This is a genomic window from Polaromonas sp. P4_H1, assembly GCF_056400945.1.
Genome location: NZ_JBFUKG010000007.1, coordinates 152,238 through 165,638, shown reverse-complemented (window position 1 = coordinate 165,638; position 13,401 = coordinate 152,238). Strand labels below are relative to the sequence as shown.

At 63.6% G+C, this 13,401-nt stretch carries 12 protein-coding genes; 5 read left to right on the top strand and 7 right to left on the bottom strand.

The annotated features are described in order from the left end of the window. Window positions 1–3 precede the first annotated feature (3 nt). Window positions 4–1,425, top strand: coding sequence for a mannitol dehydrogenase family protein (locus tag AC1DS5_RS11375; RefSeq protein WP_477718363.1), 1,422 nt, complete (start codon window positions 4–6; stop codon window positions 1,423–1,425). A gap of 173 nt (window positions 1,426–1,598) precedes the next feature. Here the strand turns inward: AC1DS5_RS11375 and AC1DS5_RS11370 are convergent, their stop codons facing one another. From AC1DS5_RS11370 to AC1DS5_RS11340, 7 genes are all read right to left on the bottom strand, one after another. Then, window positions 1,599–2,345, bottom strand: coding sequence for an SDR family NAD(P)-dependent oxidoreductase (locus tag AC1DS5_RS11370; protein ID WP_477718362.1), 747 nt, complete (start codon window positions 2,343–2,345; stop codon window positions 1,599–1,601). Window positions 2,346–2,493: 148 nt separating this feature from the next. Then, a complete protein-coding gene (locus AC1DS5_RS11365; RefSeq protein ID WP_477718428.1) occupies window positions 2,494–3,663 on the bottom strand; it encodes an Ldh family oxidoreductase in 1,170 nt (389 codons plus the stop codon). A gap of 128 nt (window positions 3,664–3,791) precedes the next feature. Beyond that, window positions 3,792–5,318 carry a UxaA family hydrolase gene (locus tag AC1DS5_RS11360; RefSeq protein WP_477718361.1) on the bottom strand — a complete coding sequence of 509 codons (1,527 nt, stop codon included), beginning with the start codon at window positions 5,316–5,318 and terminating at the stop codon, window positions 3,792–3,794. A gap of 38 nt (window positions 5,319–5,356) precedes the next feature. Continuing rightward, a complete protein-coding gene (locus AC1DS5_RS11355) occupies window positions 5,357–6,751 on the bottom strand; it encodes a TRAP transporter large permease (RefSeq protein ID WP_477718360.1) in 1,395 nt (464 codons plus the stop codon). Then, window positions 6,752–7,327 (bottom strand): TRAP transporter small permease, encoded by a 576-nt coding sequence (locus tag AC1DS5_RS11350; protein ID WP_477718359.1) that lies wholly within the window; start codon window positions 7,325–7,327, stop codon window positions 6,752–6,754. A 132-nt stretch (window positions 7,328–7,459) separates the two neighbouring features. Then, the gene (locus AC1DS5_RS11345) at window positions 7,460–8,446 is read right to left on the bottom strand and encodes a sialic acid TRAP transporter substrate-binding protein SiaP (protein ID WP_477718358.1); all 987 of its coding nucleotides are present in this window, start codon (window positions 8,444–8,446) and stop codon (window positions 7,460–7,462) included. A 90-nt stretch (window positions 8,447–8,536) separates the two neighbouring features. Next, window positions 8,537–9,256: a FadR/GntR family transcriptional regulator gene (locus AC1DS5_RS11340; protein ID WP_477718357.1), complete on the bottom strand. Its 720-nt coding sequence runs from the start codon at window positions 9,254–9,256 to the stop codon at window positions 8,537–8,539. A gap of 172 nt (window positions 9,257–9,428) precedes the next feature. On the opposite strand from AC1DS5_RS11340, the gene AC1DS5_RS11335 reads away from it, so the two are divergent. From AC1DS5_RS11335 to AC1DS5_RS11320, 4 genes are read left to right on the top strand one after another with little or no spacing between them, the layout of a single operon-like run. Beyond that, window positions 9,429–10,541 carry a mandelate racemase/muconate lactonizing enzyme family protein gene (locus AC1DS5_RS11335; RefSeq protein WP_477718356.1) on the top strand — a complete coding sequence of 371 codons (1,113 nt, stop codon included), beginning with the start codon at window positions 9,429–9,431 and terminating at the stop codon, window positions 10,539–10,541. Window positions 10,542–10,586: 45 nt separating this feature from the next. Further along, entirely contained in the window at window positions 10,587–11,318 is a 732-nt protein-coding gene (locus tag AC1DS5_RS11330; protein WP_477718355.1) for an SDR family oxidoreductase, read from the top strand. Further along, entirely contained in the window at window positions 11,315–12,061 is a 747-nt protein-coding gene (locus AC1DS5_RS11325; protein ID WP_477718354.1) for an SDR family NAD(P)-dependent oxidoreductase, read from the top strand. The genes AC1DS5_RS11330 and AC1DS5_RS11325 overlap by 4 nt, the downstream gene beginning before the upstream one ends. A 38-nt stretch (window positions 12,062–12,099) precedes the next feature. Continuing rightward, window positions 12,100–12,954 (top strand): fumarylacetoacetate hydrolase family protein, encoded by an 855-nt coding sequence (locus AC1DS5_RS11320; protein WP_477718353.1) that lies wholly within the window; start codon window positions 12,100–12,102, stop codon window positions 12,952–12,954. Window positions 12,955–13,401: the final 447 nt, after the last annotated feature.

Sequence of the window (13,401 nt, the reverse complement as noted above, 5' to 3'; positions counted from 1 at the left end):
CCTATGCAGCCATTGAACCAAGCCACACTGACGCAGTTGACGGACTCTGCGTTTGCCACACCATCGCCTGTTCAACTGCCGCACTATCGCCGCACCGATGCCCACGTAGGCGTGGTGCATCTCGGGCTGGGCGCTTTTCACCGTGCCCACCAGGCCATGGTGTTTGACGCCCTGTTGCAGCGCGGCGACCCGCGCTGGGGCGTACTGGGCGTGGCCATGCGCACAACCGAACTGGCCGATGCCCTGGCTGCGCAGGACGGGCTCTACTCAGTGCAAGTGGCCAGCCACGAGGGGCGGCGCTGGCAGGTGGTCGGCTCGGTGTTGCAGGCCTGCGTGGCGGCGCGTGAGCCTGCGCACGTGGTGGCGGCTATTGCCGCACCCGGCACGCGCTGGGTCACGCTGACGGTGACCGAAAAAGGCTATGGCCCGGCGCTGGCGGCCTTGCTGGTGCAGGGGCTGGCGGCGCGCCGCGCGGCGGGTCTGGGCGGGCTGACGATCGCTTCCTGCGACAACCTCTCTGACAACGGCCGCAAGCTGCAGCAGCTGTGTGTGGATGCGGCGCAGCACGATGCTGCGCTGGCGCAGTGGATTGACACCGCCTGCGCTTTCCCCAACAGCATGGTCGACCGCATTGTTCCGGCCGCCACCGCACAGCATCGCAGCGATGCGGCACAAGCGCTGGGACTGGCGGATGCTTGTGCGCTGGGCACCGAAGAATTCTGGGAGTGGGTGATCGAGCGCCGCTTTGTCGACGACGCGGATGGCGTCGCGCTGGCGGCTGCCGGTGTCCAGGTGGTGGAAGACGTCAAACCCTTTGAGGAGGCCAAGCTGCGCATGCTCAACGGCAGTCACACGGCCATCGCGTTGATCGGTGCGGTGCTGGGTGTGCCCACGGTGGCCGACTGCATTGCCCGGCCTGACATCCACCGCTTTATTCCCAGCCTGATGACCGAGGTGGTGATGCCGCACCTGCAGCGCCCTGGGCTGCCGGCCTATCGCGATGCCTTGCTGGCGCGCTTTGCCAATCCCGAACTCCGGCACAAGGTGCACCAGATCGCCACCGACAGCTCGCTCAAGATTCCCCTGCGCTGGCAAGCGACGGTGCTGGCGCAACTGGCGGCGAACGGTTCGATCGAACCCCTGGCGCTGGCCGCGGCGGTGTGGATGCGCTATCTGCTGGGCGCCGATGAACAAGGCCAGGCTTATGCCATCTCGGACCCGCTGGGGGCGGCCTTGCAGGCCACCGCACAGCGGCGCCGGGACGATGTGCCTGGCACGGTGCGTGCGCTGCTCGCCGTGAGCTCGATATGGGGCGAGGTGTTGCCGCACGACGCACGCTGGATCGCGCGCGTGGAACACTGGTTGCAGGTCATTCGGCGCCAGGGTGTCGCCGCTGCGCTGGCGCAGCTGCATCCGTCAGACTGAGCTCTTGCCGGAACTTCTGTCCATCATCAGACGGGCATTCGGCTACTGTTCGTCCTGAGCCTGTCGCAGGGCTTCGTCAGTTCGCAATAAGGCAATCAGACGGCGCACGGGTTGCGTCGCACCGTTGCGACCTGTTCGCACCGCAGCAGGGGCGCGAACAGGCGCGGGCTCACTCAATCGAACTGCAGGCCACCATTGAGATCCAGCACCTCGCCGGTGATGAAGCCGCTCAGCGGGTGCGCCAGAAACAGCACACTGTGGGCAAATTCCTCGAGCTCGCAAAAGCGGCCCACCGGGATTTTCTGGCGCAGCTCGGCTTGCCGCTCGGCGCTGACCTGCTCGGTCAGCATCTGGGTCTTGACGAAGGTCGGGGCCAGGGCGTTGCAGGTCACGCCAAACGGGGCGTATTCGCGTGCAAAGCTGAAGGTCAGCGAAATCACGCCGCCCTTGCTGGCCGCGTAGGCCGGCAGCGGCGACAGGCCGCCGGTTTTGGCACCGTAGGACGACACGTTGACGATGCGCCCAAAGCCGCGTGCTTTCATGCCCGGCGCCACGCGTTGGCTCACATAAAACACGCCGTCGAGGTTGATGCTCAGGGTCTTGCGCCAGAGTTCGGGGGTGGTTTGTTCGCAATTGGCGTACTGCAGGAAGCCGGCATTGTTCACGCACACGTCGATGCGGCCGAAGCGCGCCTCGATCTGGTCGCAGGCCGCATGCACCTGGGCCTGATCGCTCACGTCCATGGTGAAGCAGGCCAGCCGGTCGCCGTGCACTGCCAGCAAGCTGGCGACCTGGTCGGTCCGCAAGTCGGTGGCGGCCACACGGTAGCCTGCGTCGAGCAGGGCGCGAACGGTCGCCAGGCCCATGCCGGCGTTGGCTCCGGTGACGAGGGCGACCTGGTCCTGAATGGGGGGAGTCATGGTGTTGAAAGACATTTGAAAAGTATTTGATTAAAAAGTGGTTGAGAGTGTCTGAAAGTGTTTTGAATGTCTGGCCATTGATCTATCTGCGCAAATAGCCATCAATTGGGTAGCTGAATGCAATAGCTGAATGGTGGGGCTGTGGAAATCAGCCTTGCAGGGTCGCACCGACCTTGCGGCCGGCGGCAACCATCTCTTGCCAGGTCTGGTCATCCACCGCAATGCCTTCGACTTCGCGCTGCGCGCGGGTGGCGCGCTCCGGGTCGCCGGCAATCTGCACGGCGTCAAAGCCGGGTGCGACCGGCCCGGCCTGGAGCCAGTCCACAAAGGCCACCGCTTCCTGCTCGAAAGCGGCCTGGGTGCCCAGCTTGGCCGGGTCGATCAAAATCGTCAGCATGCCGTTGACCACGGCGCGCACGGCCGGGTCGGTGGCTTTGTGCCAGGTGCCGCCACCTGTCAGCGCGCCGCCCAGCAGTTCGCAGGCCACGGCCATGCCGTATCCCTTGTGCTCGCCAAAGGCCAGCAGCGCGCCAAACAGCCCATTGCTCTGGGGCACCACCACCACACCCGGGTCGGTGGTCGGGTTGCCGTGTTCGTCGATGAGTGTGCCGGGCTCGACCTGAATCCCCTTGTTGTGCGCGACACGCATCTTGCCCTGCGCCACGCGGCTGGTGGCAAAGTCCAACACGAAAGGAGCCCCCACGCTTGTCGCTTCGCGAGCCTTCGGCGGTACGCTGCCCCTATCATCACCAGAAGGGGCTGAGCTTGCTTGGGGCGGCCCTTCGCGGCGCTCGCTCGCGCCACGCCCCTTCAGTGGAATGCCGATGCAGCAGGGGTTGGTGCCAAAGCGGCCATCGCCTCCGCCAAACGGCGCCACCACCGGGCGCGACAGCACGTTGACAAAATGCAGGGACACCAGGCCTTGATCCACCGCCATTTCGGCGAAGTGCCCGATGCGCCCGAGGTGGTGGGCATTGCCCAGCGTCATGATGCAGCTGCCATGGGCCTTGGCGCGGCTGATGCCCAGCGCCATCGCCTGCTCGCCGACGACCTGGCCGTAGCCGCGCTGGCCGTCCAGCGTGAGCAGCGAGCCGGTGTCGAGGACTACCCGCACGCCGTTGTTGGGTTTGAGGCCGCCTTCGAGCACCGCGTCCACGTAGCGCGGCAGCATGCCCACGCCATGCGAGTCATGGCCGCTCAGGTTGGCCAGCACCAGGTTGGCGGCAACGGCTGCGGCCTCTTCGGGCGAACTGCCGGCGGCTTTTAAAACAGTCGCTACCTGTGCACGTAACTGGGGGGCGGAGATGGTGTGGCTCATGAGGGTGTTGAAGGTGTTTTGGGATTCCATTCCCTCTCCCCCTGGGAGAGGGTCAGGGTGAGGGCTTCTCGGTGCGCAGGGCCCACACCCCCGCCCTCTCCCAGAGGGAGAGGGAGTGAAAAAAAGGACTACATCACCGCACCGACCTGCCAGGGCACAAACTCGTTTTGCCCGTAGCCGTGTTTTTCGCTCTTGCTGGGTGCGCCCGAGGCGGTGGCCAGTACCAGTTCAAAAATGCGTTGCCCCATCTCGGCCACCGTGCTGCTGCCGTCGATGATCTCGCCGCAGTTGATGTCCATGTCGTCTTCCTGCTTGCGCCACAGCGCCGAGTTGGTCGACAGCTTGAGCGAGGGCGAGGGCGCGCAGCCATAGGCCGAGCCGCGGCCGGTCGTGAAGCAGATCAGGTTGGCGCCGCCGGCCACCTGGCCGGTCGCACTGACCGGGTCGTAGCCGGGCGTGTCCATGTAGACAAAACCGTGGGCCTGCACCGGCTCGGCGTATTCATAGACCGCCTGCAGGTTGCTGGTGCCGCCCTTGGCGACGGCGCCCAGCGATTTTTCCAGAATGGTGGTCAGCCCACCGGCCTTGTTGCCCGGCGAGGGGTTGTTGTTCATCTCGCCTTCGTTGATTTCGGTGTAGTGCTCCCACCACTTGATGCGCTGAATCAGCTTCTCAGCCACCTCGGGCTTCACCGCCCGGCGCGTCAGCAGGTGTTCCGCGCCGTAAATTTCAGGCGTCTCGCTCAGGATGGCGGTGCCGCCGTGTGCCACCAGCAGGTCCACCGCCGCGCCCAGCGCCGGGTTGGCGCTGATGCCCGAGTAGCCGTCCGAGCCGCCGCACTGCAGGCCGATGGTGATGTGCGCGGCGCTGCAGGGCTCGCGTTTCACGTTGTTGACGGTGGGCAGCATCTCGTTGATCAGCGCCACACCCTTGGCCACGGTCTTGGTCGTGCCGCCCGTGTCCTGGATGTTGAACACCTTGAAGGTTTCGCCTTCCCGCAGGCTGCTGTGGGCCAGCCACGCATTGATCTGGTTGGCTTCGCAGCCCAGCCCCACCACCAGCACGGCGGCGAAGTTGGCGTGCGTGGCGTAACCGGCCAGCGTGCGCTGCAGCATCTGCATGCCCATGCCCTCGGTGTCCATGCCGCAGCCGGTGCCGTGGGTCAAGGCCACCACGCCGTCGACATTCGGAAAATCGGCCAGCGCCGCCGGGTTGGTGCGCCGCGAAAAGTGGTCGGCTATGGCGCGGGCCGCCGTGGCCGAGCAGTTCACACTGGTCAGCACGCCGATGTAGTTGCGCGTCGCGACGCGGCCGTCGGCCCGCTTGATGCCCATGAAGGTGGCTTCCCGCCGCGCCGGCTCGGGCTTGACGTCCGCGCCAAAGGCGTAGTCGCGCTCGAAGTCGCCCTTGTCCGGGCCCATGTCGAGGTTGTGCGTGTGAACATGCTCACCGGCGGCAATCGGTTTGCTGGCAAAGCCGATGATCTGGTTGTAGCGCCGCACGGGCTCGCCCGGCGCGATGGCGTGGGTGGCAATCTTGTGGCCGGCCGGGATCAGGCCCTTGACCGGGACACCTTCGACGCTGGTGCCGCTCAGCAATTGCTGGCGGGCAATCAGCACGTCATCGGCGGGATGAAGGCGAATGAATGGGGTCATGGAAATTTCTCTTCAGTCAAACATTTCAACAAAACATTTCAATAAAACATCTTGGGCAGCCACAGCACCAGCTTGGGGAAGTAGGTGATGATCACCAGGCTGCCCAGCAGCGGAAACAGCCAGGGCAGGATGGCGATGGTGGTGCGCTCGACCGAGAGCTTGGCCACGCGCGCCAGCACAAACAGCACCATGCCCATGGGCGGGTGCAGCAGGCCAATCATCAGGTTGAGCACCATCACCAGTCCGAAATGAATGGGGTCAATGCCCAGCTGAACGGCGATGGGCACCAGGATGGGCACCAGAATCGTGATGGCCGCCGTCGGTTCCAGGAAGCAGCCCACAAACAGCATCAGCACATTGGCCAGCAGCAGGAAGACCCAGGCCTCCTTGGTGAAAGCCAGCACCCAGTTGGCGATGTCGGTGGTCACGCCGGTGGCCGTGAGCATCCAGCCGAAGATGGAGGCCGCGGCCACGATGAACAACACGGTGGACGTTGTCTCCACCGTATCGAGGCACACCTTCACGAAACTCTTGAAGGTCAGCGTGCCGTACCAGGCAAAGCCGAGAATCAGCGACCAGACGCAGGCGGCAATGGCGCCTTCGGTGGGCGTGAAGATGCCGGTGGTCATGCCGCCGATCAGCAGCACCGGCGTCATGATGGGCAGCACGGCCTGGAACTTGAAGGCCTTGTCGGCCGCGAACAGCGCCACCAGCGCGGCGGCCACGGTAACTTGCGGCGGAAAGTCCAGCTTACCGATCAGCAGCCACAGCAGCAGGGGCCAGCCGATGACCACGGCGGTTTCGATCAGCGCCTTGCTCAGGCGGCTCCACTCGAACTTGACGTCGGCGCCCCAGCCGTTCTTGTGGGCGAAGTAGGCCACCGTCAGCATCATCAGGATGGCCATCAGGATGCCCGGCAATATGCCCGCCAGAAACAGCGCGCCGACGCTGACGTTGGCCATCATGCCGTAGATTACAAAGGGCAGGCTGGGCGGAATGATGGGCCCCAGCGTGGCGGAAGCGGCCGTCACGCCCACGGCAAATTCGGTGCTGTAGCCATGGTCCTTCATGGCCTTGATCTCGATCGTGCCCAGCCCGGCCGCATCGGCGATGGCGGTGCCGCTCATGCCGGCAAACACCACCGAACCCACGACATTGACATGGCCCAGCCCGCCTTTCATCCAGCCCACCAGCGCCAGCGCGTAGTTGTAGATGCGATTGGTGATGCCAGCGTTGTTCATCAGGTTGCCGGCCAGGATGAAGAAGGGCACGGCCAGCAGCGGAAAGCTGTCAATGCCGCTGACCATGCGGTGAATCACCACGAAGGGCGGCGAGCTTTGGGTGAACAGGATGTAGAGGAGCGAGGCGCCGGCCATGGCCATGGCCACCGGAAGGCCGCCGCTCATCAGGAACAGGAAAACAACCTTCAACATTTAACGGTCCTCCATGGTGGATTCAGGGCGTTCCAGCACGCTGTAGCCGCGCTTCACGTGCACACGCATGACCCAGAGCGAGCGCACGCACATGGCCGCAAAGCCGATCAGGCAGACGCCATACACCAGGTTCATGGGCAAGTCGACGATGGTCATTTTGTAATTGCCCATCTTCATCATCATTTGCCAGGTCAATACAACCGCAGCCGCCAGGAAGGCGATGCGCAGCACATCGGTGAGCAGGGCCATGGCCCGCCCCAGCCAGGGCGGCATGAAGCGGTAGAAAAAGTCGACCTGAATGTGGTTGTTCTTGGCCACGCCAATGGCGGCGCCCACGAACACGGTGGCGATCAGCAGGTAGCGCGCGATCTCTTCGGTCCAGGCGGCGGAGTCGTTCATCACATAGCGGGTGAAGAACTGGTAGAAGACCGTCAGCCCCAGTGCCCAGAAAAACAGCAATGCCGCCCAGGCCTCGGCGGGTGTGTCCGACAGGTCGACCGCTTCGTCGGTGGCATGGAACTCGCCGTCGTCGCCCATGACCTTGGGCAGGGCGTCGATGTCAGGAATGGTGATCATGATGGTAGGGCGTAGGGGTTGGTGGGGAAGCCCCTCCCCGCGATGGGAAGGGGATCGGATGGAATGGGGAATGGCGAATGGCGATCTGCAGCGTTCAGCCCCGCCCAGGTTCGGCGGGGCAACACGCAGTGCTTACTTGAGGGCCTGGATGCGGTCCCAATCCTTTTTGTCATAGCCCATGGAGCTCATGTCCACGGCCTTCACGATGCGGTCGCGGAACTCGTCCTTGTTGACCGTGACGACATTGAGACCCTTTTTCTTGAACTCGTCGACCAGCTCGCCTTCACGTTTCTTGATGTCAGCCGTGGCGCTGGCTGCGGCCTCCTGCATCACGTCGGTGAAGATTTTCTTGTCTGCATCGCTGAGCTTGGTCCAGACGTGGGGGCCGACCTGCGTCACCAGTGAGTCCAGGATGTGGCCGGTCAGGATGATGTTCTTCTGGACCTCGAAAAACTTCTTGGCTTCGATGGTGGGCAGCGGATTTTCCTGCGCATCGACGGTGCCGTTCTGCAGGGCCAGGTAGACCTCGGCAAAAGCGATCGGCGTCGGGTTGGCGCCGCAGGCGCGCGGCAGGGCCATGTAGGCGGGCACGTCCGGCACCCGCATCTTCAGGCCCTTCATTTCATCGCAGGTCTTGAAGAGCTTGTTGCTGGTGGAGTGGCGTGCGCCGTAGTAGGTGACGGCGACGGTCTGCACGCCTGTTTTCTGCTTGTAGCCGTCGGCCAGTTCCTTGAAGACATCGCTCTTGGAGTATTTGAGCAGGTGCTCAGGGTCGCGGAAGGTGTAGGGGTAGTAGCCCACGCCGATGCGTGGAAAGCTGCGGGCAGCGAAGGAGGCGCCCGAGATGATGATGTCGACGGTGCCCAGCTGCAGGCCCTGGTTGATGTCGCTTTCCTTGCCCAGTGTGGAAGCCGGGAACACCTGGATCTCATAGCGGCCGCTGGTGCGCTTCTTGATTTCGTCTGCCGCCCAGACCGACCATTTGTGATAGGGCTCGGACGTTTCATACACGTGGGCCCACTTCAGCTTGGTTTGCGCATGGGCGATGCCAAATGACCCCATGGTCCCCGCCAATATTGCGCACAGGGCCATGGTTTTTATCGTCGATCGTTTTGTCATGTTGTCTCCTCGGTTGAAAAAAGGTGAACGTGAAAAGTTAAAAAATTGAAGAAGGTAAAAGTAAAAGCAGGGAAGTGCTGGACGCAGGAATCAGCTCGTCTTCGCGCGGCGCCAGCTCGCGCTGAATCGGGTGTGGGACTTGTCCATGTGGGCATGCATCGCAGCGCGGGCAGCGGCGCCGTCATGCGCGCAGATGGCTGCATAAATCGCTTCGTGCTCGTCGATGGCGGATTGCCATGACTTCATGGTCTCGAAATAGCCACCCAGGCGCGTGAACAGCGGGCCGCGGCGTGAATCCCAGAAACTCTGGACGGTTTCGATCAGCACCACGTTGCCGCAGGCCTCGACGATCGCGGTGTGAAATGCCCGGTCGCCTTCGAGCGGCAGTACGCCGCGCCCGGCATCGTTTTTCATGGCGTCTATGGCTTTGCGCATGGCGTCAATGTCTTTGCGTTTGGCCTGGACGGCGGCCATGGAGGCAATTTCGCCTTCCACCACGCGGCGCGCCCGGATGAGTTCCAGCGGTCCCCATTCGGTCGGCGCAATCTGCGGCCCGTTTTTCCGCTGAACCTGGTTTGACCGGTCCAGCACGTAAACGCCGGAGCCGGTGCGCACTTCGACCCAGCCTTCCACTTCCAGTGCGATCAGGGCTTCACGCACGGAGGGGCGGCTCACGCCCAGTTGCTTGGCCAGGTCACGCTCAGCCGGCAGGCGTTTGCCAGCCGCAAACTCGCCCTTGCTGATCAGCGAGCGCAATTGCTCGGCAATCTGGCGGTACAGGCGTTTCGGTTCGACGGTTTGGATGGGCATGCGGGCTTTGGCGGCGAAATTAAGGGTTAGCCAGAATTGGACAAGTGGTAAGACCAATTGATAATCCCATGAATCCACCGGCGGTGGCATCCGGCTAAACCCTGTAATACCGTTCATGACCTGAATAACCGACCTGAATAACCGCGAATAACCCTGGATACCCTTTTGCATCATGAAACCGGAAGTAACGATCGAATCCATCCGCCTGCGGCAGGTCAATTTGCCGCCCAAGGTCGTGCGCACCGACGCCATCCAGTCCTTTGTGACGCAGGAGACGCTGCTGCTGACCCTGCGCTGCAGCGATGGCGTGGAGGGCACCGGCTACGCCTACACCATAGGCACCGGCGGCTCGTCGGTGATGGCTTTGCTGCACGACCACCTGGCGCCGCGCCTGCTGGGCCGCAACCCGCTGCTGATTGAAGCGATCTGGAAAGACCTGTTTTTCCATACCCACGCCACGGCTGTCGGGGCCATCACCAGCCTGGCGCTGGCCTGCGTGGACACCGCGCTGTGGGACTGGCGCGCGCGCAGCCAGAACCTGCCCTTGTGGCAACTGCTGGGTGGCGCGCAGCCGCGGGTGCCGGTCTACACCACCGAAGGCGGCTGGCTGCACCTGAGCGCGGATGAACTGGTGGACCAGACGCTGGCCGCACAGGCCGAGGGTTTCAGGGGCGCCAAGATCAAGGTCGGCCGGCCGCATGTCAGCGAGGACGTGGCGCGCCTGTCCAAGGTGCGCGAGGCGGTCGGTGCGGGCTTTAACATCATGACCGATGCCAATCAGGGCTTCAACCGCCCCGAGGCCGTGCGCCGGGCGGCGGCTTTTGCCGCGCTAGACCTGGCCTGGCTGGAGGAGCCGCTGCCCGCGGAAAACATCTCCGGCCACCGGCATCTGCGCGAACACACGGCCATTCCGGTGGCGGTGGGCGAGTCGATGTACCACCTCAGCCAGTTCCGCGAATACCTGGAGCAGGGCGCCTGCAGCATCGTCCAGCCCGACGTGGCCCGCATTGGCGGCATCACGCCCTGGATCAAGGTGGCGCATCTGGCCGAGGGCTTTGATGTGCCGGTGTGCCCGCACTTCCTGATGGAGCTGCATGTGAGCCTGTGCGCCGCCGTGCCCAACGCGGCCTGGGTCGAGTACATCCCGCAGCTCGACGACATCACGACCAGCCGCATCCGCGTCGCGGATGGCTACGCCTTCCCGCCGGACACGCCCGGCCTGGGCATCGAATGGGACTGGCCCGTCATCGGCAAGCGGCAGCTTGCCGACGTGACCATCAAGTAAGTCATCGAAATCATCACAACCATCGTCAACAACCAAGGAACAAGCATGAGACTCCAGGGAAAAACCGCACTGGTCACGGCCGCCGGACAGGGCATCGGAAAGGCCACCGCGCTGGCCATGGCGGCCGAGGGCGCCCAGGTGTGGGCTACCGATGTCAATGAGAAACTGCTCGCCGATTACGCCGGCGTGCCCAACATCAAAACTGCGGCGCTCAATGTGCTCGACAAGGCCGCCATCCAGAAACTGGCAGCCGAGTTGCCACCGCTCAACGTGCTGTTCAACTGCGCCGGCTTTGTCCACGCCGGCTCCATCCTGCAGGCCACCGACGAGGACTGGGACTTTGCCTTCAACCTGAATGTGCGCTCGCAGTTCTGGATGATCCAGGCGGTGTTGCCCAACATGCTGGCCCATGGCGGCGGCAGCATCATCAACATGGCCAGCGTCTGCGGCTTCAAGGGCCTGCCAAACCGCTTTGTCTATGGCGCCTCCAAGGCCGCGGTGACCGGCCTCACGAAATGCGTGGCCGCCGACTTCGTGACGCAGGGTGTGCGCTGCAATGCCATTTGCCCCGGTACGGTCGACACCCCCTCGCTGCAGGACCGCATCAATGTGTTTGAAGACCCCGATGAGGCGCGGAAAAATTTCATCGCGCGCCAGCCCATGGGGCGGCTTGCACAGGCCCATGAAATAGCGCCGCTGGTGGTGTTTCTGGCCAGTGACGAATCGGCCTTTGTGACCGGGCAGTCCTATGCCATCGACGGCGGCATGACCATATGAACCAGCTTGACCTGGCCGGCCGCCATGCGGTGATCACCGGCGGCGCGGCGGGCCTGGGCTTTGCCATCGCGCAGCGCATGCTGGCTTCGGGCGCGACCGTCACCGTGTGGGACCTCAACCCGCAGGCGCTGGCGGCGGCCCGAACCGAACTCGGTGCGGGCGTGCATACCGTTGTGGTGGATGTGAGCAGCCATGCCAGTGTGGTGGAAGCCGTGCGGCAAACCGTGGCCCACCACCCGGTCATCGATGTGCTGGTCAACTCGGCCGGCATCACCGGCCCCAATGTCAAGTTGTGGGACTACCCGCCCGAGCAATGGATGCAGGTGCAGCAGGTCAACCTGAACGGACTGTTCTTCTGCTGCCGCGAGGTGGTGCCGCACATGCGCACGCGCAACTATGGCCGCATCATCAATATCGCCTCGGTGGCGGGCAAGGACGGCAATCCCAATGCCAGCGCCTACAGTGCCAGCAAGGCAGCGGTGATTGCGCTGACCAAGTCCCTGGGCAAGGAACTCGCCGATACTGGCGTGCGCGTCAATTGCGTGACGCCGGCTGCGGTAAAGACGCCAATTTTTGACCAGATGACGGCGGAACACATCCAGTTCATGCTGTCGAAAATTCCGATGGGCCGCTTCGGCACCCCCGAGGAGGTCGCGGCCATGGTGACGTGGCTGGCTACCGAGGAATGCTCGTTTTCGACCGGCGCCGTGTTCGACTTGTCGGGCGGGCGTTCGACTTATTGACTTATTGATGTGACTTTGATTTAACCAGAAGGAAAACCATGAAACTCGTTCGTTATGGCAACCCGGGCAAGGAAAAGCCCGGACTGATTGATGCCGAAGGCAAGCTGCGCGACCTCAGCGGCGTGATCAAGGACATCGGTCCCGACCAGCTCGGTGATGCGGCGCTGGCCAAACTCCGCAAATTGAAAACCGACAAGCTGCCGCTGGTCAGGGGTTCGCCGCGCATGGGCTGCCCGGTCAGCGGCGTCGGCAAGTTCATCGCCATCGGGCTGAACTACGCCGACCACGCGGCCGAGTCCGGCTTGCCGATTCCCGCTGAACCCGTCGTGTTCATGAAGGCCACCAGCTGCATTCAGGGGCCCAACGATCCGGTCATGCTGCCCAAGGGCTCGGTCAAGACCGACTGGGAAGTCGAGCTCGGCGTGGTGATCGGCACGCGCGCACGCTATGTGTCGCAGAAGGACGCGCTCACTTATGTGGCCGGCTACTGCACCATCAATGACGTCAGCGAGCGCGAGTTCCAGATCGAGCGCGGCGGTACCTGGGACAAGGGCAAGGGTTGCGACACCTTCGGCCCGATCGGCCCCTGGCTGGTGACGCGCGACGACGTGCCCAACCCGCAAAAACTGAGCATGTGGCTGGAGGTCAACGGCAAGCGCATGCAAAACGGCTCTACCAAAACCATGATCTTCAGCGTGGCCAAGCTCGTCAGCTACGTCAGCCAGTTCATGACGCTGGAGCCGGGCGACGTCATCACCACAGGTACGCCTCCTGGCGTGGGCCTGGGCATGAAACCGCCGGTGTACCTGAAAAAGGGCGACCAGATGGCGGTGTGGATCGAGGGCCTGGGCGAGCAGAAGCAGACCGTGGTGCCGTTCAAGCTCGTGAAATAAAGCCCCCACGGTCGCTCGCTTCGCGTAACTCCCGAGGCCTTGCAGGCCGCGGCTCGCGAGACGCTTCGCCTCTGTCGCCTGTCCAAAGCTGCTCGAGCAGCTTTGGAGCCGCAGGCTCCAGCCCCTCGGGGGCCGCTGCGCCTGTGGCCCGGCAAAGCCGGTTCCACGGCTCATACTGGGCGAAGAGTTCGAGCGAACACAACTAGCGGGGGCCGCGGGACTGGCTTTGCCAGACCGCAGGCGCCGCCCCCTAGAGGGGGGAACAAGCTACACGCAGTGAGCTTGGACGGGGGTGAGCCAATTTCTCCGCCCCCTGAGGGGGGAACAGGCTACACGCAGTGAGCCTGGAAGGGGGTGGGCTTGTTCTAGGGTTTACCCTTGGTTTGGCTAGACCTTGTTCTCTATAAACAGACACTCCATCACCCTCAGGGTTTGACTGTCATGGAA